The sequence below is a fragment of the Bradyrhizobium jicamae genome (genome assembly GCF_018130215.1).
Classification (GTDB): domain Bacteria; phylum Pseudomonadota; class Alphaproteobacteria; order Rhizobiales; family Xanthobacteraceae; genus Bradyrhizobium; species Bradyrhizobium jicamae_A.
Genome location: NZ_JAFCKQ010000021.1, coordinates 18,897 through 41,108 on the forward strand (window position 1 = coordinate 18,897; position 22,212 = coordinate 41,108).

The following is a 22,212-nucleotide window of genomic DNA, read 5'->3' on the forward strand; positions in this document are numbered from 1 at the left end:
CACATGAGAGGACTTTCGCCATGATACTTAGTGGCAAGACCGCCATTGTGACCGCTGCGGGCTCTGGAATCGGCCGGGCCGGAGCCATCGCAATGGCCCGTGAAGGCGCGCATGTCACGGTCACCGACCGCAATCTCGCAGCCGCTGAGGCCACTTTGGCGATTATTGCCGCTACGGGTGGGAACGCTGAGGTCCGGGCGCTCGACGTCTCTGACGACGAGGCGATCCGCGCTTTGGTGACCGACGTAGCGATCGAACGTGGCCGTATCGACATCTTGCACAACCACGCCGGCATCCAGGTCGCGGGTAGCATAGAGGAGGTGGATGCGGCCGGCTTTGACCAGTCGTGGGCAATTAACGTCCATGCCCAATTCGCGGGATGCCAAGCCGTGATTCCCGTGATGAAGGCGCAGGGTGGCGGCGTGATCCTCAACACCTCATCCAATTCCGGCGTGTTCCTCGACCGCGGAATGGTCGCCTATATCACAAGCAAAGCGGCGCTAATCACAATGACGAAGCAGATCGCCCTCGACGTGGCGCGTTGGGGAATCAGAGTAAACGCCCTGTGTCCAGGCTGGGTGGACACACCCTTTAATGCTCCCTACACCGCGCAAGTGGGCGGCCGCGCGGCGCTCGAGAATGCCATCACGAAGGTGGTGCCCATGGGCCGGTTTGCGACCCCAGATGAGATTGCTGAATCGATTCTGTTCCTCGTGTCTGAGCGCTCGTCCTACGTTACGGGTCATGCACTCGTTGTAGATGGAGGCGAATCGCTCGCGGGCGGAGCCAATCCCTGAAAGGTTAATCCCGCTGACCGTCGGAACACTCAGGCTGGCTCGCGGCGGGCGTCGTCGCCGCGGGCGGATATCCGGCTTGTCGAGTACGCTTTGATCGATCTTGCGGTCACGACTGCACGGAGGGTCCATGGGAAATGACCTCAAGAACACCGATGGACCAGTTCGAGGGCGATCTTCGGCTCTCACACTCGAGCATCTCCGTTACGCGGTATCAGCGGCGGACCACGGGAGTTTCCGGCGAACTGCCAATGCCCTGTTCCTTCAGCAATCGACATTGAGCCGTCGTATTCGCGAACTCGAGCACTCGATTGGGATGACGGTTTTCGTCCGATCGAGCGGTGGCGTGCGAGCAACGCGAACCGGTCGTGAATTTCTGCGCGCCGCGCGGTCGATATTGGAGCAGTTAGATGCATTGCTGACGACAGCGCATAGCACGGGCCGCGGCGAGGCCGGTCGGCTGGCAATCGGCTTCTATACGTCTTTGTCAGCCGGAAACCTTCGGGCCTCGCTTTTGGATATTGGGCAACGATTTCCGCAGATAGAAATCGAAATGGTCGAGAGTTCGCGTGCACGTTTGGTCGCGGCTCTACGGAACGGCATCGTAGACGTTGCAATTGTCATCGGCGCGGACCCTCTGCCCGACTGCAATGCGCAATCGCTTTGGAGCGAGAGGGTCGTGGTCGCACTCTCGGAAGGGCACCGGCTCGCGGACAAAGATCCCCTTTGTTGGACCGATCTTCGAGAAGAAAGGCTCCTCCTAACTCGTAGAGATCCAGGCTCGCAGTTTCAAGATCTCCTGGTTTCGAAACTCCCGTCGCCCACCGATCGACCCAAGATCGTCCTCCATGACGTGTCCCGAGGAAGTCTTCGGAATCTGGTCAGCGCCGGTTTCGGAATCACGCTGGTGATCGAAGCCAGTGTCAGTACCAATTTCGGAGGCCTGGTCTACAGGGAATTACGCGACACTGGAGAACCAACTCGCATGAGCTATTTCGCCCATTGGAGACCGGATAACGAAAATCCGGCGTTGGCGCATTTCCTCAAGATCCTTTCGGAGCGATATCCCTCGCCGACAATCGCCACTTGACTTGAACATCGCATTTATTCGAATTTCTTCGCGCAAACTCGCACTGACGGACTTCTCGCCGCGGATGCCTTTGCAAAGCAATGCGATCCGACCGTAATCCCCCCTTGCGAGGACCAGCACGAATTGCGCATCGCTTGCGTCTGCGCCGTCTCGCTGAGATGGAATTGTTGAACTGGGGAATTAGCGCAGCAACGAAGCGGGACGGTGGCAAGACTTCGCCTCCGCCCATGTCGAATTCACAGCCTCTTGCATGGCATCTCTGAGCACTGTATGCAGTATTATAAACTGCGAGACGAAGGCGCCGTCTTTTGCGGGCGAACTCAGGGATCGATGAAATGCGGAGCATCCAAATCAAGGGCCTTCGAAGCGTCGCTTCCGGGCGCCTTCCGTGATCGAACGCCTGATCATCGATATGATCTGGGGCCCGGATCTCGGCCATCCCGGCAACCTTGCTCAGCCAATCGACCGGAGAAAGAAGGCTGATGCTCGATTTCATCTCCCATGATCCGCGCTTCAGCGCGCTTGTGATCGGCCATGCGAAGCTGGAGAAACTGTGGACGGGCTGTCGCTGGGCAGAAGGCCCCGCCTACTTCCCGGCCGGCCGCTACCTCGTCTGGTCCGATATCCCGAACAACCGAATGATGCGCTTCGACGAGACCGATGGCTCGGTCTCCACCTTCCGGCAGCCCTCCAATAATTCCAACGGCAACACGACGGATCGGGAAGGGCGGCTTGTCACCTGCGAGCATCTGACGCGACGTGTGACGCGCACCGAGCACGACGGATCCATCACGGTGCTCGCGGATCAATGGGAGGGCAGGCCGCTGAACTCTCCCAACGACGTGGTGGTGAAGTCCGATGGCTCGATATGGTTCACCGATCCGAGCTACGGGATCGAGAGCGACTATGAAGGCGAGGCGGCGGAGGCGGAACAGGACGGCTGCTTCGTCTACCGCATCGATCCGCGAAGTGGTGCGATCGATATCGTCATCCGCGATCGGGTGCGACCGAACGGCTTGGCTTTCTCGCCGGACGAGCAGCTACTCTATGTCGTCGACACCGGCGCCTCCCACGTGCCGGACCTGCCGGTGACGATCGAGGCTTACCCCGTCGGCAGCGACGGTCGCGCCTTGGGGACGCCACATCGGTTCGCGACCTGTCCTGAAGGGTTTTTCGACGGTCTGCGGGTCGATATGACGGGCAATATCTGGACCTCCGCTGGTATCAATGTGTTCTGCTATGGGCCCGATGGTGCCCATCTGGGCACGATTCCTGTCGGCGAGATCGTCGCCAACGTTTGCTTCGGCGGGCCGAAACGCAATCGGCTATACATCTGTGGCCAGACCTCGCTGTACGCCATCTATCTGAAGGTGCGAGGGGCAGTGTGATGTCCGAAATCCTCGCTATCGTCGAAAAGAGCGCGCATCGGCTGGCGTTTTATGATCTTGCGCACGGTCGACTCGTCGACAAGATCGACCTGCCTGAATTCCCGCACGAGATCGCGCTCAGTCCGGAGGGCCGCATCGCCTATATCGGCCACTACGGCGCCATCAACTCCGCTGATCCACGTCCAGGCGGCTCCGAAGTGTTTGTGATCGACCTGCACGAGCGGCGGCTGTCTCATATCATCGATCTGCGCCCATTTCGTCGGCTGCACGGACTGCAATGCGATGCCCGTGGTCGCCTGTTCGTTTTGGCCGAAGCCGATGATATGCTGTGTGTCGTGGAGAATCCCCAAACCGATGAGCGGCCCGCTCACTCGGTTCGAACCGGCGGCGTGAAGGGTCATCTGGTCGCGGTGACGCGAGACGGCGAAACGGCTTTCTGTTCCAACCTGCTGTCGCATTCGATCACAAAGGTGGCGCCATTCCGCGCGGCGACCATACCGGTGGTGATCGAGCCGGGTGTGAGGCCGGAAGGATTGTGCCTGTCTGCTGACGAAAAGCGGCTCTACGTGCTCAACCGCGGCGACGGCACTCTGGCCGAGATCGACACCGCAACGTGCAAGATCGTGCGGAAAACCTCCATTCGTGGGGAGGGTACCCGAATCTATTGCAACGGCGCCGAGCGGCTATTGCTTGCGAGCTATGTCGACGAGAGCATCTCGCTCCTCGAGCGGGCGACGTTGGGTGAGATCGGCTATTTGCGCCTCGGCGGCCGCGCTACGGCGGCGTCGCTACATCCCGACCGATGTGAAGCTTACGTGTCGTTGGAGAACGATCAGCTCGTTCGCGTCGATCTCGTCACCTGCGCAGAGATCGGCCGCTTTACCACGGGGCGCGAACCGGATCTGTCGGTGCTGGTCCGATGCTGACGTGCGGCTCGGATGCAGGGCGGGCGAGCCGCCACGCTACAGCGTGTCTTTGACCCGCAGCAGCGTCTGATCCATGTGACGGCCCATCACCTCAGCAAGCGCATTACCGTCGCGTTCCGTGAGCGCCTTCATCATCTCCTCGTGCTCGGCAAGGGCGCCGGCCCATTTCGTCGGCTCCTGATTACCGAGATAACGGATGCGCTTCAATCTTGCCTGGATCAGCCCGTGCAGATCCGCAATCACCGGATTGCCACCAAGTCGCACTAACTCGGAATGGATCTCCTGATTGAGCTTGTAGTAGCTGAGACGATCGCGCTTCCTGTATTCCTGCACCATCGTCTTGTGCACCTTTACGAGGGCCTTGATCTCCGCATCGGTCGCGTTCACGCACGCCGCCTTGGCGGCGGACATCTCGAACAGCTTGATGGTCTCCAGCATGTTCGCGACGTCGTTGCGGGTGAAGCGCCGGACCACCGCGCCCTTGCTCGTGACAAGCTCGATCAGTCCTTCGCCGGCGAGCGTCTTGATCGCTTCGCGCAGTGGCGTGCGCGAGACGCCGAGGCGCGCTCCGATCTCGGTCTCGTTGATCCGCGTACCGGCCTCGAGCACACCCTCGATGATCATGTCGCGCAGGCGTGGGAGCACTTCGCCGTGCAGCGTGCGCTTGTGAATCGGCTCCACGTGATCGGGGGTCTGTTGGGCCATGGCTAGACTCGACGGATTTCATTCTGCGGTCCCGCGTTAGACCGCGTTATGCAGAATACCTCAAGAGAAACACGCATTTAGTCCACTATATACTGTGCTCAGGGTGCAGGACAGGGATTTGCCGCCAAGCATATTGCCTTACTTATCGTCTTATGATTATTCTACATAGAAAGGACTGCATACAGTATATACTTCGGGAGGATGAGGAAATGTCAGGCCGCGGCAGCGGCGCGGACACCGCGCTCATACGTTTCGACAGCATCGTCAAGCGGTTCGGTGGCACGCTGGCGCTGCGCGGCGTGACGCTTGATCTCCGTCCGGGCGAGATCCTAGCGTTGCTCGGCGAAAACGGCGCCGGCAAGTCGACCCTGATCAAGACGCTGGCCGGCATTGTCGAGCCGACCGAAGGCGCCATCCAATATCGCGGTGCACCCTATCGGCACCGGCCACCGAAATTCGGCGAGCGCCAGCCGGTCGCGTTCATCCATCAGGATCTCGGGCTGATCGACTGGATGACCATCGCCGAGAACATCTCGCTTGCGCTCGGCTATCCGAGGCGCCGCGGCTGCATCGACTGGCGCGCGGCGGAGCAGGCGACCGCCGAGGCGCTGGCGCAGGTGGATTGCCCGCTCGATCCGACCATGCGCGTGCGCGATCTGACGCGCACGGAAAAATCGCTGGTGGCGATCGCGCGCGCCCTTGCCGTGAAATCCGATGTGCTGGTGCTGGACGAGCCGTCGGCATCGCTTCCGGCCGACGAGGTGCATCGTTTGTTCGCGGCGCTGCGCCCGCTGAAGGCGCGCGGCGTCGGTATGATCTACGTCTCGCACCGGCTCGATGAAGTGTTCGAGATTGCCGATCGCATCGCGGTGCTGCGTGATGGGTCTCTGGTCGGCGAGCGCAACGTTGCGGAGACCACGCCGGAGGAACTCGTCTCGCTGATCGTCGGCAAGACGCTCGAGCGCTTCGAGGGGTCGCCGCGCTCCGGCGAGCGCGTGACGCGCCTTGCGGCGCGTAGCCTTGCGGTCGAGGGTGCAGGCCCCGTCGATTTTGCTGTTGCGACGTCGGAAATCGTCGGTCTCGTCGGTCTGCGCGGTGCCGGGCACGAGCGGATCGGCCGCGCGCTGTTTGGCGCCATGGCGCATAGCGGTGACATTCTGCTCGACGGTGAACACCTGACGCTGACTGAACCCGCGGACGCGATGTGCGCCGGCATCGGCCTGATCGCACGCGACCGTGTCGACGAATCGACTGCCGCCGGGCTCTCGATCCGCGAGAACACCTTCCTCAATCCGCTGGCGATGGGCCGGAGGCTGTCGTCGCTGCTGTCGCCACGCAAGGAGGCTCACAAGGCCTATGAGATTGGCGTGCGCGTTGGCCTGCGACCGAACGCGCCGGATCTCCCGATCGAGGCCCTGTCGGGCGGCAATCAGCAGAAGGTCGTGGTGGGGCGCTGGCTCACCATCGGTGGCAAGGTGCTGATCGCCGAGGATCCGACCGCCGGCGTCGATGTGGGCGCCAAGGCGGAGATCTACCGGCTGCTCGACGAGGCGCTCGCGACCGGGCTGTGCGTCGTCGTCGTCTCCACCGATTTCGAGGAGGTCGCGCGGATCTGCCATCGCGCACTGGTGTTCTCGCGCGGCCAGATCGTTGCCGAGCTTGCGGACGACGACATCACCATCGAGCGGCTGATTCACGCCGCCTCGGTTTCAACGCGCGCAGCTTGAGGGAGGAAGAAGTGGCGTCATCGATCAAATCCACGGCCCTGGAGCCGACCCGTTTCGAACTGGCGAAGGCCACCCGGCTCGAGCAGGTCAAGCGCCTCGCGCCGGTCTACGGCCTCGTTATCCTGGCGGCGCTGCTTGGGCTCCTGTTCTCGGTGCTGTTGCCCGAAACGTTCCCGACCATGATCAACCTGCGTTCGATCATCGGCGACAAGGCGATCATCGCCATGCTGTCGCTCGCTGTGATGATCCCGATGGTCACCGGCAAGATCGACCTCACGGTCGGCTACGGTATCGTGCTCTGGCACATCCTGGCGATCTCGCTGCAGACGCAGCTGGGCTTTCCCTGGCCGCTTGCGGTGCTGACGGTGCTGCTGCTCGGCGGCTTCGTGGGCTTCCTCAACGGTGTGCTGGTCGAAATCGCCCAGATCGATTCGTTTATCGCAACGCTCGGCACCGGCACGATCCTGTACGCGATCGCGATGTGGCATTCGCAGGGCCATCAGGTTGTCGGGGTCGCGCCCGACGGCTTCTATGCCATCGCCGGGTTGTTCTTCCTCGATCTGCCGATCACCGGCTATTACGTACTCGGTCTCGCGCTCACGCTGTGGATCGTGCTCGAATACCTGCCGATCGGGCGCTACTTCTATGCCATCGGCGCCAATCCGAAGGCGGCGGCGCTGAACGGCATTCCGGTGCGTCGCTTCACCATCATCGCCTTCGTGTCGTCGGGGCTGCTCACCGCGTTTGCCGGCGTGCTGCTGGCGTCGCGGCTGCGCATCGGACAGGCGAGCGTCGGCCTTGAATATCTGCTGCCAGCGCTGGTCGGCGCCTTCCTCGGCTCGACCACGATCAAGCCCGGTCGCGTCAATGTCTGGGGCACCATCGTCGGGGTCGCCATCCTCGCCATCGGCATTTCAGGCATCCAGCAGTTTGGCGCGTCGTTCTTTGTCGAGCCGCTGTTCAACGGCGTCACCTTGCTTGTGGCCATCGGCATAGCCGGTTACGCGCAGCGGCGGCGCGGCGCCGCTTCCTCACGCGCACCGACGACGCCAGCACAACCAACATCCACGCAATTCGCAACAACGACCAAGGGAGATTGAAACATGACGAAGGCGATACTACTGGCAAGCGTCTGCGCGCTGGCTTTTGCGACCACAGCGGCGCGGGCCGATGACTACATCGACATGGCGACCAAGAAGGCGACCGCCGCGACGGGACGCGCCGACAAATGGGACGGGCCGACGACGGGTCCGAAGGCTGCGCCCGGGAAGAGCATCGTGTTCGTCGCCGGCGATCTGAAGAACGGCGGCATTCTCGGCGCCTCCGAAGGCGTCAAGGAAGCGGCAAAGGCCGCGGGCTGGAAAGTCACGGTGATCGACGGGCAGGGAACAGTGTCCGCGCGCACCGCCGCGATGAACCAGGCGCTGACGCTCAAGCCCGACGGCATCGTCGTCGGCGGCTTCGACACCAAGGAACAGCAGGTCGCATTCGACGCGGCGGCGAAAGCCGGCGCCATCGTCGTCGGCTGGCATTCCGGCACCAAGCCGGGACCGGAGCCGGAGGCCGGTATCTACGCCAATGTGACGACATCGCCGCAGGACGTCTCCGAGACTGCGGCCTATCAGGCGATTGCCGATTCCGGCGGCAAGGCCGGTGTCATCATCTTCACTGATACCCAGTACGAGATTGCCGTGTTCAAGGCGCGCGCCATGGAAGCGGCCATCAAGAAATGCGGCGGCTGCACCGTGCTCGAATTCGTAGATTCGCCGATCGGCGAAAGCTCGCAGCGCATGCCGCAACTGACGACGACGCTGCTGCAGAAGTACGGCGCGAAATGGACCTACTCGCTCGCGATCAACGATCTGTATTTTGACTTCATGGGACCCTCACTCGCAGCAGCAGGCATGAAGGGAGACGGCACGCCGAAGGCGATCTCTGCGGGCGACGGTTCGGAATCGGCGTTCCAGCGTATTCGTGCCAAGCAGTATCAGGCCGGCACCGTGCCCGAGCCGCTCAACGAGCAGGGCTGGCAACTGGTCGACGAACTCAACCGCGCGTTCAACAAGCAGCCGTGGTCGGGGTTCATCTCCGGTATCCATCTGGTGACGGCGAACAACATCGCCTACGACGGCGGGCCGAAGAATGTCTTCGATCCCGACAACGGCTATCGCGACCACTACAAGGCGATCTGGGGTATGAAGTAAGAGAGAGGAGCGCCCTGGATTCCATCCGGGGCGCTCCTTCCGGCGATGCGTCTCGAACTCCGTTCTGTTCAACTGTATACTGCATGTAGCATACTTGACGGACGGGGTGTGCCTGGCTACAAGTCGAAGTTACTTTCGATTGTGAGGACTCAAATGGACGTCGCCACCACTCCGAGCCCGCTTCGCCCCCGTATCGCGCTTGCGATGGGCGATCCGGCCGGTATCGCACCGGAACTGACGGCGCGGTTGCTTGCGGATCGCGAGGTCACGTCCTCGGCGCAGCTCCTCGTCATCGGCGATCGTCGCGTTCTGGACGAAGGGGCGCGCGTCGCTGGCGTGACCCTCGACATCGTCCATGCCATGAGCGAGGACAGCGTCCCGACGGTGCACGAGCGGCCCGTATTGCTCGATCTCGGCCACCTCGATCCAAAGAACGTTCCGGTGGGGCAGATATCCCTGGCGGGCGGAAGTTTCGCTCTCCAGAATTTCAAGAGCGCGCTCAACCTGGCGAACGCGGGGCGCGTTGACGTCGTCACCTTCACGCCCTTCAACAAGGCCGCTATGCGGCTGGTGCATCCGAGCTACGAAGACGAGATCGTGTTCGTCACCGAGATGCTGGACTTCAAGGGCGTGGCCAGCGAATTCAACATCCTTCCGCAACTCTGGAATGCCCGCGTCACCTCCCACGTCCCAATCTCAGGCGTTGCGTCGCTGATCACCGGTGACGGCATTCTGCGTGGACTGCGCCTGACGAACGAGGCGATGAAGGAAGGTGGTTTTGCCGTGCCGCGAATTGCGGTCGCCGGTCTCAACCCGCATGCAGGGGATGGCGGCAATTTCGGCCGTGAGGAGATCGACATTATCGAGCCGATCCTGGCCGTCGCGCGCAGCGAAGGCATCAATTGCCATGGACCGGTGCCGCCCGATACGGTCTTTGTGCGGGCCCGCAAGGGTGAATTCGACGCGGTCCTGACCATGTACCACGACCAGGGGCAGATCGCGATGAAGCTGATCGGCTTCGATCAAGGCGTCACGCTGCTTGGCGGCTTCCCGTTTCCGCTGCTCACGCCGGCGCATGGTTCGGCCTACGACATCGCCGGCAAGGGGGTCGCCGATCCCGGCGCGAGCCGCGCCGCGCTGTTGCTCGCCGCGCGCATGGGCGCTCAACGCCGGCGCCTCGCCGCCTGACGCGCAACGGCGGCTCATGTCGCTGTCTGACTCCGTTGCAAGCCCAAGGGGACATCTAACCATGACCGAAGCCAAACCGGCGGTCGCCTTTCTCGGCATTGGGCTGATGGGAGGGCCGCAGGCGCGCAACTTGCTGAAGGCCGGCTTTGCGGTCACGGCCTGGAACCGCTCGATCGCGAAGGCTGAGACGCTGATCCCGCTCGGTGCGCGGGTATCGGCATCGGCGGCGGATGCGGTGCGTGAAGCCGATATGGTCGTCCTCATGCTGGAGAACGGCCTGGTCGTCGCGGACGTGCTGTTTCGGCAAGGCGTCGCGCAGGCACTGAAACCGGGATCGATCGTGGTCGACATGAGCTCGATCAAGCCGGCAGAGGCCAAGGAGCATGCGTTCAAGCTTGCCGAGCGGGGTGTTACGCATCTCGATGCGCCCGTGTCGGGCGGCACCATCGGTGCCGAGCAGGGCACGCTTGCGATCATGGCCGGCGGCGATGCAGGCGCCTTTGCAAAGGCTGAACCCGTGCTGCGTGCCATGGGCCGCCCTGTCCATGTGGGGCCTGCCGGCGCCGGCCAGTTCGCCAAACTGGCGAACCAGGTGATCGTCGGCGTCACCATCGGCGCCGTCGCTGAAGCGCTGATGCTGGCGCAGCAGGGAGGCGCTGATCCCGGCAAAGTGCGCGAAGCCTTGCGCGGCGGCTTTGCCGAGAGCCGCATTCTCGATCTGCATGCACAGCGCATGATCGACCGTGATTTCGTCACCAAGGGTCGATCGGTGACGCATCTGAAGGACCTCGACAATGCGCTTGATGCGGCGAGACGCCTCGAGATCCCAACCGTACCCTTTACCGCGCTGACGGCCGATCTGTTCCGCGGCCTGTTGGCCAATGCCGGCGATCTCGATCATAGCGGCCTGATCGTCGAGCTCGAACGACGCAACGGCATCGCCGCCTGATTGCCTGCCGCCTCGCTGGAGACGATGATGACCTCGAAAACCACCCGTCGCAGCCAGGCCTGGTTTGGCCGGCAGGACAAGATGGGCTTCTACTATCGCTCGTTCCTGAAGAACGGCGGTGCGCCGCAGGACCAGTTCGATGGCCGCCCCGTGATCGGCATCTGCAACACATGGTCCGAGCTCAATCCGTGTAACGCGCATTTCCGCACCATCGCCGAGCACGTCCGCATCGGTGTGCTCGATGCCGGTGGTTTTCCACTCGAATTTCCGGTCTCCTCGCTCGGCGAAGTCACGATGCGGCCAACCGCCATGCTGTTCCGCAATCTCGCCTCCATGGATGTCGAAGAAGCGATCCGTGCGCATCCGCTGGATGGGGTGGTGCTGCTGATGGGCTGCGACAAGACCACGCCGGCATTGCTGATGGGAGCGGCAAGCGCCGATTTGCCGACCATCGGCGTGTCGGGCGGCCCGCAATTGCGCGGCATGTATCAGGGCCGTGCCATCGGCTCCGGCACCAACATCATCTCCATGAGCGAGCAGCTGCGCGCCGGGGAGATCACGCTCGAGGAGTTTCATGAAGCCGAGAGCGCGATGAACCGCTCGAGCGGCCACTGCATGACCATGGGCACCGCATCCAGCATGGCCTCGATGGTCGAGGCGCTCGGTGTCGGGCTGCCGGGCAATGCCGCGATCCCCGCGGTCGATGCGCGGCGCAACAACCTCGCCCGCATGGCCGGGCGACGCATCGTCAGCATGGTCGAGGAAGACCTCGTATTATCCAGCATCCTGACGCGGCCGGCGTTCGAGAACGCCATCCGCACACTGGCCGCGATCGGCGGATCGACCAATGCGGTGGTGCATCTACTCGCCATTGCCGGCCGCATCGGGGTCGAACTCACGCTGGACGATTTCGATCGCCTTGGACGAGACGTGCACTGCCTCGTCGATTTGATGCCGTCAGGACGCTTCCTGATGGAGGACTTCTACTACGCTGGCGGCCTGCCCGCGGTGCTGCGCACGCTCGGCGAGAAGGGGCTGCTGCACAAGGACGCGCCGACGGTAAACGGGGCTGCGATCTGGGAGAATGTCAAGGACGCGCCGTGCTGGAACAGCGACGTCATCACTCCGTTCGAGGAGCCGTTCAAGTCCGATGCCGGCATCGCCATCCTGCGTGGCAACCTTGCGCCCGACGGCGCCGTGATCAAGCCGTCGGCGGCGTCGCCAGAGCTGATGAAGCATACCGGCCGCGCGGTGGTGTTCGAATCGATCGAGGATCTGCACCACCGCATCGACGATGACGAGCTCGACATCGATGCGAGCTGCATGATGGTGCTCAAGCATTGCGGGCCGAAGGGCTATCCCGGCATGGCGGAAGTCGGCAACATGCCGCTGCCCCGCAAGCTGCTGCGCCAGGGCGTGCGCGACATGGTCCGGATCTCCGACGCGCGCATGTCCGGCACCGCCTACGGCACGGTCGTGCTACACGTCGCGCCGGAGGCGTCGGCCGGCGGCCCACTGGCCATGGTCCGGAACGGCGATCTGATCACGCTCGACGTCGCCGCGCGGCAACTGCATCTGCACGTGGACGAGGCAACGCTGCGCGCCCGCCGCGAGGCCTGGACGCCGCCGGCGCCCCACGCCGAGCGCGGTTACGCCAAGCTGTACATCGATCACGTGCTGCAGGCCGACCGCGGCGCCGACCTGGACTTCCTTGTTGGCAAATCCGGCTCGCCAGTGCCGCGCGACAATCATTAGTTGAACGCAACGCCACATTTTCGCAGGACACGCAGCATGACTCTGCCTCGACGACCCTACCGCGGCGTCTTTCCCGTTGCTCCGACCATCTTCGACGAGCGCGGCATTCTCGATCTCGACGGTCAGCGCCGGTGCATCGATTTCATGATCGATGCCGGCTCGCACGGCATCTGCATCCTCGCCAATTTCTCCGAGCAGTTCGTGCTGACTGATGCCGAGCGCGACGATGTGATGCATGCCGTCCTCGATCACGTCGCTGGTCGTGTGCCGGTCATCGTCACGACGACGCATTTCAGCTCGGCGGTATGCGCTGCCCGCAGTCGCCAGGCGGAGAAGGCAGGCGCCGCCATGGTGATGGTGATGCCACCGTATCATGGGGCGACGTTCCGCGTCGCCGAGGCAGGCATCTACGAATTCTATCGCAACGTGTCGGACGCGATCGGGATTCCGATCATGATCCAGGATGCGCCGGTAGCTGGCACGCCGCTCTCCGTCGATCTGCTGGCGCGGATGGCAAAGGAACTCGCCAATATCAGTTACTTCAAGATCGAGGTGCCGATGGCTGCAGCCAAGCTCCGCAGCCTCGTCGCCGCGGGCGGCAGCGCCATCGAGGGACCATGGGACGGCGAAGAAGCGATCACGCTGATGGCCGATCTCGATGCCGGGACAACCGGGGCCATGACCGGCGGTGGCTATCCCGACGGCATCCGCCAGATTGTCGATCCCTATCTTGCCGGGCGGCGCGAGGAGGCCATGGCGGCGTATGCGCACTGGCTGCCGCTGATCAATTACGAAAATCGCCAGTGCGGCCTGCACGCGTGCAAAGTTCTGATGCATGAGGGCGGCGTGATCCGTTCGGTTGCGGTGCGCCACCCGCTGCAACCCCTGCACCCGGCGACCCGCACCGGACTCATCGAAATCGCCCGCCAGCTTGATCCCATCGTGCTGCGCTGGGGCCATTGATCCCGCTAGGAACTGGACATGCCTGACGTGCACAAGAATTTCATCGGCGGCGAATGGGTCGCCGGCAGCAAAATCACGCGCAACATCAACCCGTCTGATACCAATGACGTTGTGGGCGAATACGCCCAGGCCGATCCGGTGCAGGCGGCGCAAGCCATCGACGCGGCCAAGGCCGCCGCGACGTCTTGGGCACGCTCCACGCCTCAGGAGCGCCACGACGCGCTGAAGATCGTCTCCGACGAGATTTTGGCGCGCAAGGCGGAACTCGGCGCGCTGCTCGCGCGCGAGGAGGGCAAGACGTGGCCGGAAGGCATCGGCGAGGTCACGCGCGCCGGCCAGATCTTCGATTTCTTCGCCGGCGAGGCGCTGCGGCTGGGCGGCGAAAAGGTGCCGAGCGTGCGTCCGGGCGTCGAGGTCGAAGTGACGCGCGAAGCCGTCGGCGTCGTCGGCATTATCTCGCCGTGGAATTTCCCGATCGCGATCCCGGCTTGGAAGATCGCGCCGGCGCTGTGCTATGGCAATGCCGTCGTGTTCAAACCGGCCGATCTGGTGCCGGGTTCGGCGCATGCGCTCGCCGAGATCATCGCGCGCTCCGGACTGCCGACGGGTGTGTTCAATCTGGTGATGGGCCGTGGCTCCGTCGTCGGCGAGGCGTTTCTGGTCAACCACGACGTGGATGCGATCAGCTTCACCGGCTCGGTCTCGACCGGCCGCAAGGTCGCGCGCGCCTGCGTGGCGCGGATGGCGAAATTCCAGCTCGAGATGGGCGGCAAGAATCCGTTGGTGGTGCTTGACGACGCAGACGTCAAGGTCGCGGTCGAATGCGCAGTCAACGGTGCCTTCTTCTCAACGGGCCAGCGCTGCACAGCCTCTTCGCGGTTGATCGTCACGCAGGGCATCCACGATCGCTTCGTCGATGCAATGGTTGAGCGCATGAAGGGCCTGGTGGTCGACGACGCGCTGAAGGCGGGCACCCATATCGGCCCGGTGGTCGATCAGTCACAGCTCGACCAAGATCTGTCCTACCTGAAGATCGGCCTCGACGACGGCGCCAGGATTGCGCTGGGCGGCGAGCGGATCGACCGCGAGAAGCCGGGCTTCTACATGGCGCCGGCCCTGTTCACCGAGGCGACCAACAGCATGCGCATCGCGCGGGAAGAGATCTTCGGTCCAGTTGCCGCGGTGATCCGCGTCAAGAACTACGATGAGGCGCTGGCGATCGCCAACGACACCGAATTCGGTCTCGCCTCCGGCATCTGCACCACCAGTCTGAAATTCTCCACCCACTTTAAGCGCAATGCCGAGGCTGGCATGGTGATGGTCAACCTGCCGACGGCGGGCGTCGACTATCACGTGCCGTTCGGTGGCCGGAAGGGATCGAGCTATGGTCCGCGCGAGCAGGGCAGATATGCCGCGGAGTTCTACACTTCTGTGAAAACGGCCTATGCGGCGTCGTAGAGCTTCGAGAACGTTCGGGTTGGCTGCTTGATCCTGCCAGCCGCCGAATACGCCGAGATGTGGAAGGACGGGACGCAACGCGACAGTCCTCGATCGGACTACCGGGTTTGATAACCCTGAGCGAGGAAGAACCGCTCATGAATCTCGGCAAAGCTGACGGGCCGGCGGTCCACGTGTGAGACTTCCCCGAGACCGCGAGTCATGGAGAGCGGCCCGTGCTTTTCTCCGTTCCTAAGGATTGTACAGGAGTTCCACGGGGCTCAAATTTTTAATGAACCTTGGCCTGGCTTGTGCGGACCAATTCCCATCAGGATTTTGCCAATTTCCTTCCTGGGGCTAGTAACCGCCGTCCGCGATAGATTTAAGCGGACGGCGTTTTTGCTTGTGTCCGGATAGCGAAAACAGGAGCGGCCCCAGCACCCTTGGAGGGTTGTGCTGAGGCCGCTGGGGTGTCAGGGGGCTGGGGGCCAAGGAGACACCCTTGGACGAGTTAAGCGTACGAAGGCTCCAGCGCATAGTGCCCCGCGTGCGCTCCGAGAGTCGTGAATCGGTTCCATTTGGGCTACGTTCGGACTTGCATGCGGGCGACTCACTGAAAGGTTGGTGTCAGCTTGCTCCTGTACGCTCGCGGATGTGGATCAAGACGAAATCGACCGATCGGCTCTTGCCGGCGCTCAGACGTGGCTAGGCCCGCCTTGCTGGTTGGATAGTGCGCGGTAATCGGGTGTCGGAGCCGGGCCGACAGCCAGAGCCAACGCGGACCGAAACTCCAAACAGAACGCCGGATTCCTCACGGCGCCCGAAGCGGCCCAGACCGTAGATGACGCCCGATAAATGCTTCGTTCACTCGGAGGATTTTGATGAAGGGACTGCTGATAGCTGCGGGCGTGATCACAATTCTGTATGCCCGGGACCAGAAATACGAACAGGGCCAATACACCCTTTCGGTCAGCCGCATGGTGGCCCAAATGCGGCTTTCGTTTGGAGTTTAAGGCCGACTTCCAGTTGGGGCAGGCGCTCAACCCGCCGAAAGATCTACGTCAGCCGTGAGCCGTACAATACTAGCGCACGTCCGCCATGTCGGCTCTACCCCCTAAAACCGGACATCGCCGGGCGACCACGGCATTTCGGCTTTGGCCAATTCCGGACTCATGCACCGCAACAAATCGTTCTATTTGCCGTCTCGTCGCCGCGGCTGGGCACGAACACCGATTCCCGGGTGGCGAAGGCGAGCCAAGCCGTGCAGTATCGGCGCGATTTGAAGTCATTGCCCGGCGGACGTCACGTGTTGTCAGACCACGAACGCAGGTTTCTGTTGACGCGACGGGTCGGGCACCTTGCCACGGCCGATAGCCGGGCCGTTCCGCACGTCGTGCCGGTATGCTTTGCGATATTGCAAGGCAATCTCTACTTCACCATCGACGAGAAGCCGAAGCGGGTGGCTGGACCAGCACTCAAGCGCGTCCGCAACATCGAGCGCAACCCGATGGTCGCTATCGTGGTCGATCGCTACGACGAGGACTGGACCAGGCTTGGCTGGGTGATGTTGCGTGGACGGGCCGAGATCCTGCGCGCCGGGACAGAGCACGATCGCGCGCAGGAGCTGCTGCGCTCTCGGTACCGCCAGTTGGTGGCGATGCAGATCGCCGAACAGATTGTCATTGCGGTCCGCCTGGAGCGGGTGACGAGCTGGGGCAACCTGTCTGAGGGCGCGGACGAAGCCGATGATGATGGTCAAGTTTAGAGGCTGGTTCACGCCAGCGATGTGTGCGACCATCGCGCACTGGCCGACCGAGGAGCACTGAACATGCATGTCGGGCTGACGATGTTTCCCACGGATTACGCGATTCCACCGCACGAGCTTGCCGTGGCGGCGGAGGCGCGAGGTTACGAGTCATTGTGGTTGCCGGAGCACAGTCACATTCCCACCAGTCGCAAATCGCCGTGGCCCGGCGGCGCTGAGCTGCCGAAATACTATTACGATAGCTACGATCCGTTCGCCTCGCTGGCCGCTGCCGCGGCGGTGACGAAGACCATCAAGCTTGCGACGGGGATCTGCCTTGTCGTCGAGCGTGATCCAATTCACCTCGCCAAGGAGGTGTCGACCGTCGACCGGCTTTCCTCGGGCCGGTTCATTTTCGGCATTGGCGCGGGCTGGAATGAGGAGGAGATGGCCAATCACGGCACGGCGTTTGCAACGCGCTTCAAGCTGATGCGTGAGCGGATCGAGGCGATGAAGCAAATCTGGACGCAGTCGACGGCGGCATTTGACGGCGAATTCGTCAAGTTCGAACCCATGATGCAGTGGCCCAAACCGGTTCAAAAACCCCATCCGCCGATCGTTGTGGGGGGCGCATTCCCCCACGCAGCGAAACGAGCGATCGCTTACGGCGACGGCTGGATTCCGATCGGCGGGCGCGCGCTGGATCCACTCGATGTGCTCCCTCAATTCCGTCAAATGGCAAAGGACGCTGGCCGCGATCCCGCCTCGCTCTCCTTCGACGTCTTCGGGGCGCCCCGAAACCTGGAGGTGCTCAAGCGCTACCGTGACTCCGGCGTTGATCGGGTCGTCCTGATGCTTCCACCCAAGTCTCGAGACGAAATCTTGCCCATGCTGGATGAAGGCGCGGACCTCGTGACGGCGCTCTGAGGCGGAGCTCGGGATCACGCCCCCTGCCGCCCAAACCCTCGTCGCCGGCCTCGGATTGCGCGAAGCGAACGGGAGAGGGGCGGAATCGCGCCTGGGGAATTCTATGAACCCCTCTGCCGTCGCAAGGGCCCGGGAGTGGCAGTAGCTACTGACCGGATCTGCAGCGGCAAACGCTTTCACGCTCACTCCTGCCGAGAGATTGCGCTTTAGACTCTGTCGCTAGTATGGCTCTGGGTAACGTGCGCGCTGCGCGCGAGCCGTATGTTCTTGGGAAGAACTCCACCCGCCAGGGCGCCCCAACCGTTCTGGCTATCATGCGACTCCAGGCTGGACGGACGGGCCGATGGAACCACAGAAGGAGGTTATTGAGGCTGCGAAGTATCCTTCGAGCTCTACAATCGCCCGCTGCTCCCATGCCTCAGCCTGCGTAAGCAATGAGCATCGTTGCACAGGCCGGAATGCCGCGGCCTGGCGGCATAGCGAAGCTATCGCGCGATAGCGGCGCACATTCTCCATAACGGCCAGTCCGGTCATGCCTGGATCTCCCCACTTCCGATCGCGGCGAGAAATTGCCGCAGAACTGTTTTCGATCCGTTATCGGCCACGGCGGAAGGCCTACATGGTTGGCAAAACCTTGCGGCAGGCTCCACTCAGCTGGCCCAAAGCCAACACCAGACAGCAATTGTTCATTTTTTTCGGAGAGTTGGTCGCGTCAGTTGGCGGCATCGCTGGACAGTGTTGCTTTGTCTTTTTGATACCCATTCGATTTCCAATCATTCCGCCGATGACGGCGCATCATCCTCGCAGATCGATGATCGGGCCTGGACAGCCGCCGAGGAGCACAAGCTGCGCGGATTGGCGAAGGCGAATGCCCCGCTCAGCAAGATCGTTCGGACCTTGAAGCGCAGCGTGGCTTCGACGGAGAGGATGGCGAACAAGCTTGGCGTATCGCTAAGTGCGGCTTCACAACAGCTCGGGGCCCCATAGCGCTCACGGCAAGATGACCCGGGGATCGATTGCCGGGCGGCGTCACGCTGATATGTTCGGCGCGGGCCGGCGGACCGTCCGGGCCGCCTCTCAACAGCACGGGAGCCATCCATGACCTGCGCATTTCGCTTTCATCAGACCGGCGGGCCCGAAGTTCTGAAATGGGAAGAGGTCAAGCTCGGCAAGCCCGGCGCTGGCGAGGCGCGGATCCGGCACACGGCGGTCGGTCTCAACTTTGTGGATATCTACAATCGTGCCGGTGTGTACGGTGTGCCGTTGCCGAGTGGCCTCGGAAGTGAGGGGGCCGGCGTGGTCGAGGAGGTCGGCCCCGGGGTGGCGGACCTGAAGCCGGGCGATCGCGTCGCCTATGGCAGCTCGCCACTTGGCGCCTACGCCGAGGAGCGGCTGATACCTGTCGATCGTCTGCTCAAGCTGCCTGACGGCATCGACGACAAGACTGCGGCGGCCATGATGCTCAAGGGCCTTACCGCGCAATACCTCATCCGCCAGACCTATCGGGTCAAGAGCGGCGACACGATCCTGTTGCATGCGGCCGCCGGCGGAGTCGGGCTGATCCTTGGCCAATGGGCCAAGCATTTGGGAGCGACCGTCATCGGAACCGTCAGCAATGACGAGAAGGCCGCGCTTGCGAAACAGCACGGGACCACGCACGCCATTGTCTATACCCGTGAGGACTTCGTGGCACGCGTCAAGGAACTCACCGCCGGTCATCTGGTGCCCGTCGTATATGACTCCGTTGGCAAGGACACCTTCCTGAAGTCGCTGGATTGCCTCGCTCCGCTCGGATTTGCGGTGCTGTTCGGACAGTCCTCAGGAGCCATCGATCCGCTCAATCTCGGTCTGCTGGCGCAGAAGGGGTCTCTGTATGTGACGCGGCCGACGCTCAACACCTATGGTGCGAAGCGGGAGAACCTAGTCGCCATGGCGAACGAGTTATTTGAGGTCGTGAAGTCGGGCGCGGTCAAAATCGAGATCAATCAGACATATCCGTTAAAGGATGCCGCCAAGGCCCATGCCGACCTTGCCGCGCGCAAGACAACGGGATCGACGGTGCTTCTCGTCTAGAGCTTGCACTTCGCCTCATGTTATCCGGCCAAGCGCCGATCCTGGCGCCGATCGCCTGCAGGCACGCGTAGACGCGCCACGGCCGGACGATCAATCCACATTTCTTCGATGCCAGACCCCGACCTCACATCGTGCAGCGAACATACAGCATTTCCACTGGCACCGGCTCCTTGGAGCTGAGTGTGATGCTATTCTCGCCAGAGATTTTCACTTCGAATGCTACGTCTGAAATCGCGACACCGTCCGAGCACGACGCAGTCACTCGCACATTCTGCCCGTCATCGTGCCACGATTTAACGGTGCATTTTTGAAGTGTGCCGGTAATTTGCTTTCCCTGCACGATAAAGCCGCCCGCATGGAGATCAGCATCTTGCTTGAATGCAAGCTTGTTATTCTCTTTGGTAAAGATCTGACCGCACGCCGAAGCGTCAATCGTCCACGCTCCGTTCAAATCCGCAGCCTGCGTCGAGGCTGACGACGCAACGATAAGTATCAACAGCAGCAATGGATTGACAGTTCTCATTAAACTCTCCAATTAATTGGCCAGCGGCTACCGGAACCCTTTCGATCGGACGCGGAATTGTCACCAAACTGGTCTGTTCGAGTGGCCTTTCACACGACCCCAGCTTGGCGTAGGACGGGTTAGCGCGTCTCTCGTTGATCTAAGTCAACTCGTACTGGGGGCTCGGCCTCGTCCGCAGAACTAGCAACACCCGAGTCTGTCAGCCCGTCCGGCGGATTGGTTGGAGGGGCGCAGAAGGGCCAATCCGGACATCAGCAGCTATGGCGCAAACGCGCCCGTTCAGCCCCGTGCCGGCTTTTCGACGCAGGTACGATTTCCGAGCTTTAGCCTCCAGTGGTTGAGCTCAAATCTTCGCATTTCCTGCAAGCGACCAAAACAGTATTTGCGATAGAGAAAATTGAGAATCGTCATCATGACTGAAATCCATCGCTTGAAAGCCTAGCCACACCCTTTTTTTCTGGATTATTCGAGGCAGGATGTCTCCCCCGGACATTTTCGACTCTCGCACATGGCCAGCGCCCGGGTGCAGACGCGGCCATGCGCGATCATTCGCAAAGAACTAGAATCAGATTTTATGGTCGCGCCTCGAGCACCATGTTGAAGGGACCCTCGGTGGCTCTCCTAACCTGACGGAAGCCGCCCTCCTTCAGCACCTCGGTCAGCTTCGCCTGGCCGGCCTGCGCACCGAGCGCCTCACCGACCTCCTGGGCCATCGAGGTGGGTACGCAGATCATCGTCGATGCGTTGTAGTAGAGACGGCTCACCGGATTGGCGACATTGTCGGCCGGATCGTCGGCAGCGATTGGCTCGACGATCATCCAGGAGCCGCCCGGCTTCAGCAAGCCACGCACGTGCCTGGCGCAACCCTTGGGATCGCCCATGTCGTGCAGGCAGTCGAACATGGTGACGAGGTCGAAGTCGCGCTCGACGATGTCCTTGGCGGGCGCTGTCACGAAACGCACGCGATCGGCCAGATCGTGGGCCTTGGCATGCGCATTGGCTTGCTCGATCGAGGGGGCGTGGAAGTCGTAACCGATGAACGAGCTCTTGGGGAACGCCTTCGCCATCAACAACGTCGAGAAGCCAACGCCGCAGCCGATATCCGCGACCTTGATGCCGTCGTTGAGCTTCGCCGGCATGTCTTCCAGCGCGGGAAGCCAGGATTGCACGACGTTGTTGACGTAGCCGGGCCGGAAGAATGAGCCGACCGCGCAGAACAGGCAGCCGGAGCTTTCGCCCCAGGCCACGCCCTTGCCGTGCTTGAACGCCGCTTCGACCTTGGACCGGCCCTCGACCATCGCCGCAACCAAGTCGAATGCGCCCTCGAGATAGACGGGACTGTCCTTTATCGCGAACACCATCGCCTGTTCCGGCGTGAGGCTGAACCGTTGCTCCTTGCTGTCGAAGGCGACATAGCCGTTGGAGGCCTGTGCTAGCGCCCATTCGCGCACGCATCGCTCGGAAAGGCTGGTCCGCTTTGCCAGCTCGGACACGCTGGCCGGACCGTCACGATGCAGCGCGTCAAACAATCCGAGCCGGAACCCGATGCCGGCTGTGGGCGCGCTGAACGCGCCGCCGAGATCACCCAGCATCTTTCCGATCAATGCATTCAGCTTGTCATTATCGATAGCAGTCATGATTCAATCCTCCTGAAAGACGGTGGGACCGGAAGTTGTATCCTGCAAGCGATATCGGTCGACCGACCAATTCGGTCGGTCGACCGAAGTATTCTCTTAGCGAGGCTGCGAGTCAAGATGCTCACCGTTTCTTGAAGGGCACTGATATGGTGCTTGACTTCGGTCGATCGACCGAATTATGA

Annotated in this window: 21 protein-coding genes; 17 read left to right on the forward strand and 4 right to left on the reverse strand. The window is 62.2% G+C overall.

Annotation, left to right across the window (positions count from 1 at the left end):
• Positions 1 to 20 precede the first annotated feature (20 nt).
• From JQ586_RS22050 to JQ586_RS22065, 4 genes are all read left to right on the forward strand, one after another.
• A complete protein-coding gene (locus JQ586_RS22050; protein ID WP_212396719.1) occupies positions 21 to 797 on the forward strand; it encodes an SDR family NAD(P)-dependent oxidoreductase in 777 nt (258 codons plus the stop codon).
• 127 nt (positions 798 to 924) lie between these two features.
• A complete protein-coding gene (locus tag JQ586_RS22055) occupies positions 925 to 1,884 on the forward strand; it encodes a LysR family transcriptional regulator (protein WP_212396720.1) in 960 nt (319 codons plus the stop codon).
• Between the two features lie 482 nt (positions 1,885 to 2,366).
• Positions 2,367 to 3,272 carry an SMP-30/gluconolactonase/LRE family protein gene (locus tag JQ586_RS22060; RefSeq protein ID WP_212396721.1) on the forward strand — a complete coding sequence of 302 codons (906 nt, stop codon included), beginning with the start codon at positions 2,367 to 2,369 and terminating at the stop codon, positions 3,270 to 3,272.
• Positions 3,272 to 4,198, forward strand: a complete 927-nt coding sequence (locus JQ586_RS22065; RefSeq protein ID WP_212396722.1) for a YncE family protein — start codon at positions 3,272 to 3,274, stop codon at positions 4,196 to 4,198. Before JQ586_RS22060 ends, JQ586_RS22065 begins: the two co-directional genes overlap by 1 nt.
• Positions 4,199 to 4,234: 36 nt before the next feature.
• Here JQ586_RS22065 and JQ586_RS22070 read toward each other — a convergent pair whose 3' ends face one another.
• Positions 4,235 to 4,903 carry a GntR family transcriptional regulator gene (locus tag JQ586_RS22070; RefSeq protein ID WP_212396723.1) on the reverse strand — a complete coding sequence of 223 codons (669 nt, stop codon included), beginning with the start codon at positions 4,901 to 4,903 and terminating at the stop codon, positions 4,235 to 4,237.
• 209 nt (positions 4,904 to 5,112) lie between these two features.
• Between JQ586_RS22070 and JQ586_RS22075 the strand changes: the two genes are divergently transcribed.
• The 12 genes from JQ586_RS22075 to JQ586_RS22125 all read left to right on the forward strand — a co-directional run bounded on the left by JQ586_RS22075 (position 5,113) and on the right by JQ586_RS22125 (position 17,942).
• Positions 5,113 to 6,630, forward strand: a complete 1,518-nt coding sequence (locus JQ586_RS22075; RefSeq protein WP_212396724.1) for a sugar ABC transporter ATP-binding protein — start codon at positions 5,113 to 5,115, stop codon at positions 6,628 to 6,630.
• Positions 6,631 to 6,641: 11 nt separating this feature from the next.
• Positions 6,642 to 7,730 (forward strand): ABC transporter permease, encoded by a 1,089-nt coding sequence (locus tag JQ586_RS22080; protein ID WP_212396725.1) that lies wholly within the window; start codon positions 6,642 to 6,644, stop codon positions 7,728 to 7,730.
• A gap of 3 nt (positions 7,731 to 7,733) precedes the next feature.
• The gene (locus JQ586_RS22085; protein WP_212396726.1) at positions 7,734 to 8,834 is read left to right on the forward strand and encodes a substrate-binding domain-containing protein; all 1,101 of its coding nucleotides are present in this window, start codon (positions 7,734 to 7,736) and stop codon (positions 8,832 to 8,834) included.
• Between the two features lie 153 nt (positions 8,835 to 8,987).
• Positions 8,988 to 10,022 (forward strand): 4-hydroxythreonine-4-phosphate dehydrogenase PdxA, encoded by a 1,035-nt coding sequence (locus tag JQ586_RS22090; protein ID WP_212396727.1) that lies wholly within the window; start codon positions 8,988 to 8,990, stop codon positions 10,020 to 10,022.
• A gap of 61 nt (positions 10,023 to 10,083) precedes the next feature.
• Positions 10,084 to 10,971, forward strand: coding sequence for an NAD(P)-dependent oxidoreductase (locus JQ586_RS22095; protein ID WP_212396728.1), 888 nt, complete (start codon positions 10,084 to 10,086; stop codon positions 10,969 to 10,971).
• Between the two features lie 24 nt (positions 10,972 to 10,995).
• Positions 10,996 to 12,726 carry an IlvD/Edd family dehydratase gene (locus JQ586_RS22100; protein ID WP_212396729.1) on the forward strand — a complete coding sequence of 577 codons (1,731 nt, stop codon included), beginning with the start codon at positions 10,996 to 10,998 and terminating at the stop codon, positions 12,724 to 12,726.
• A 36-nt stretch (positions 12,727 to 12,762) separates the two neighbouring features.
• On the forward strand, positions 12,763 to 13,689 hold the full coding sequence (locus tag JQ586_RS22105) for a dihydrodipicolinate synthase family protein (protein WP_212396730.1): 927 nt from the start codon (positions 12,763 to 12,765) through the stop codon (positions 13,687 to 13,689).
• Between the two features lie 18 nt (positions 13,690 to 13,707).
• Positions 13,708 to 15,147, forward strand: coding sequence for an aldehyde dehydrogenase family protein (locus JQ586_RS22110; RefSeq protein WP_212396731.1), 1,440 nt, complete (start codon positions 13,708 to 13,710; stop codon positions 15,145 to 15,147).
• 860 nt (positions 15,148 to 16,007) lie between these two features.
• Positions 16,008 to 16,139: a hypothetical protein gene (locus JQ586_RS41160; RefSeq protein ID WP_283815469.1), complete on the forward strand. Its 132-nt coding sequence runs from the start codon at positions 16,008 to 16,010 to the stop codon at positions 16,137 to 16,139.
• Between the two features lie 227 nt (positions 16,140 to 16,366).
• Entirely contained in the window at positions 16,367 to 16,891 is a 525-nt protein-coding gene (locus tag JQ586_RS22115; RefSeq protein WP_212396732.1) for a TIGR03668 family PPOX class F420-dependent oxidoreductase, read from the forward strand.
• Positions 16,892 to 16,954: 63 nt separating this feature from the next.
• The gene (locus tag JQ586_RS22120) at positions 16,955 to 17,797 is read left to right on the forward strand and encodes an LLM class F420-dependent oxidoreductase (protein WP_212396733.1); all 843 of its coding nucleotides are present in this window, start codon (positions 16,955 to 16,957) and stop codon (positions 17,795 to 17,797) included.
• A 13-nt stretch (positions 17,798 to 17,810) separates the two neighbouring features.
• Positions 17,811 to 17,942 carry a hypothetical protein gene (locus tag JQ586_RS22125; protein ID WP_312016998.1) on the forward strand — a complete coding sequence of 44 codons (132 nt, stop codon included), beginning with the start codon at positions 17,811 to 17,813 and terminating at the stop codon, positions 17,940 to 17,942.
• Positions 17,943 to 18,109: 167 nt separating this feature from the next.
• Here the strand turns inward: JQ586_RS22125 and JQ586_RS40580 are convergent, their stop codons facing one another.
• Positions 18,110 to 18,331, reverse strand: a complete 222-nt coding sequence (locus JQ586_RS40580; protein WP_249147908.1) for a hypothetical protein — start codon at positions 18,329 to 18,331, stop codon at positions 18,110 to 18,112.
• A 564-nt stretch (positions 18,332 to 18,895) separates the two neighbouring features.
• On the opposite strand from JQ586_RS40580, the gene JQ586_RS22130 reads away from it, so the two are divergent.
• Positions 18,896 to 19,870, forward strand: coding sequence for a quinone oxidoreductase (locus tag JQ586_RS22130; protein ID WP_212396734.1), 975 nt, complete (start codon positions 18,896 to 18,898; stop codon positions 19,868 to 19,870).
• Between the two features lie 124 nt (positions 19,871 to 19,994).
• Here JQ586_RS22130 and JQ586_RS22135 read toward each other — a convergent pair whose 3' ends face one another.
• Together JQ586_RS22135 and JQ586_RS22140 are read right to left on the reverse strand one after the other, a co-directional pair.
• A complete protein-coding gene (locus JQ586_RS22135) occupies positions 19,995 to 20,393 on the reverse strand; it encodes a hypothetical protein (protein ID WP_212396735.1) in 399 nt (132 codons plus the stop codon).
• A gap of 572 nt (positions 20,394 to 20,965) precedes the next feature.
• Positions 20,966 to 22,030 carry a methyltransferase domain-containing protein gene (locus tag JQ586_RS22140; protein WP_212396736.1) on the reverse strand — a complete coding sequence of 355 codons (1,065 nt, stop codon included), beginning with the start codon at positions 22,028 to 22,030 and terminating at the stop codon, positions 20,966 to 20,968.
• Positions 22,031 to 22,212: the final 182 nt, after the last annotated feature.

Excerpts from the sequence above, each read along its gene's own strand:
- JQ586_RS22110 (WP_212396731.1), top strand. The coding sequence starts at position 13,708 with ATGCCTGACGTGCACAAGAATTTCATCGGCGGCGAATGGGTCGCCGGC.
- JQ586_RS22055 (WP_212396720.1), top strand. The coding sequence starts at position 925 with ATGGGAAATGACCTCAAGAACACCGATGGACCAGTTCGAGGGCGATCT.
- JQ586_RS22120 (WP_212396733.1), top strand. The coding sequence starts at position 16,955 with ATGCATGTCGGGCTGACGATGTTTCCCACGGATTACGCGATTCCACCG.
- JQ586_RS22095 (WP_212396728.1), top strand. The coding sequence starts at position 10,084 with ATGACCGAAGCCAAACCGGCGGTCGCCTTTCTCGGCATTGGGCTGATG.
- JQ586_RS22070 (WP_212396723.1), bottom strand. The coding sequence starts at position 4,903 with ATGGCCCAACAGACCCCCGATCACGTGGAGCCGATTCACAAGCGCACG.
- JQ586_RS22100 (WP_212396729.1), top strand. The coding sequence starts at position 10,996 with ATGATGACCTCGAAAACCACCCGTCGCAGCCAGGCCTGGTTTGGCCGG.
- JQ586_RS22065 (WP_212396722.1), top strand. The coding sequence starts at position 3,272 with ATGTCCGAAATCCTCGCTATCGTCGAAAAGAGCGCGCATCGGCTGGCG.
- JQ586_RS22075 (WP_212396724.1), top strand. The coding sequence starts at position 5,113 with ATGTCAGGCCGCGGCAGCGGCGCGGACACCGCGCTCATACGTTTCGAC.
- JQ586_RS40580 (WP_249147908.1), bottom strand. The coding sequence starts at position 18,331 with ATGACCGGACTGGCCGTTATGGAGAATGTGCGCCGCTATCGCGCGATA.
- JQ586_RS22060 (WP_212396721.1), top strand. The coding sequence starts at position 2,367 with ATGCTCGATTTCATCTCCCATGATCCGCGCTTCAGCGCGCTTGTGATC.
- JQ586_RS22090 (WP_212396727.1), top strand. The coding sequence starts at position 8,988 with ATGGACGTCGCCACCACTCCGAGCCCGCTTCGCCCCCGTATCGCGCTT.
- JQ586_RS22135 (WP_212396735.1), bottom strand. The coding sequence starts at position 20,393 with ATGAGAACTGTCAATCCATTGCTGCTGTTGATACTTATCGTTGCGTCG.
- JQ586_RS22105 (WP_212396730.1), top strand. The coding sequence starts at position 12,763 with ATGACTCTGCCTCGACGACCCTACCGCGGCGTCTTTCCCGTTGCTCCG.
- JQ586_RS22130 (WP_212396734.1), top strand. The coding sequence starts at position 18,896 with ATGACCTGCGCATTTCGCTTTCATCAGACCGGCGGGCCCGAAGTTCTG.
- JQ586_RS22050 (WP_212396719.1), top strand. The coding sequence starts at position 21 with ATGATACTTAGTGGCAAGACCGCCATTGTGACCGCTGCGGGCTCTGGA.
- JQ586_RS41160 (WP_283815469.1), top strand. The coding sequence starts at position 16,008 with ATGAAGGGACTGCTGATAGCTGCGGGCGTGATCACAATTCTGTATGCC.
- JQ586_RS22140 (WP_212396736.1), bottom strand. The coding sequence starts at position 22,030 with ATGACTGCTATCGATAATGACAAGCTGAATGCATTGATCGGAAAGATG.
- JQ586_RS22085 (WP_212396726.1), top strand. The coding sequence starts at position 7,734 with ATGACGAAGGCGATACTACTGGCAAGCGTCTGCGCGCTGGCTTTTGCG.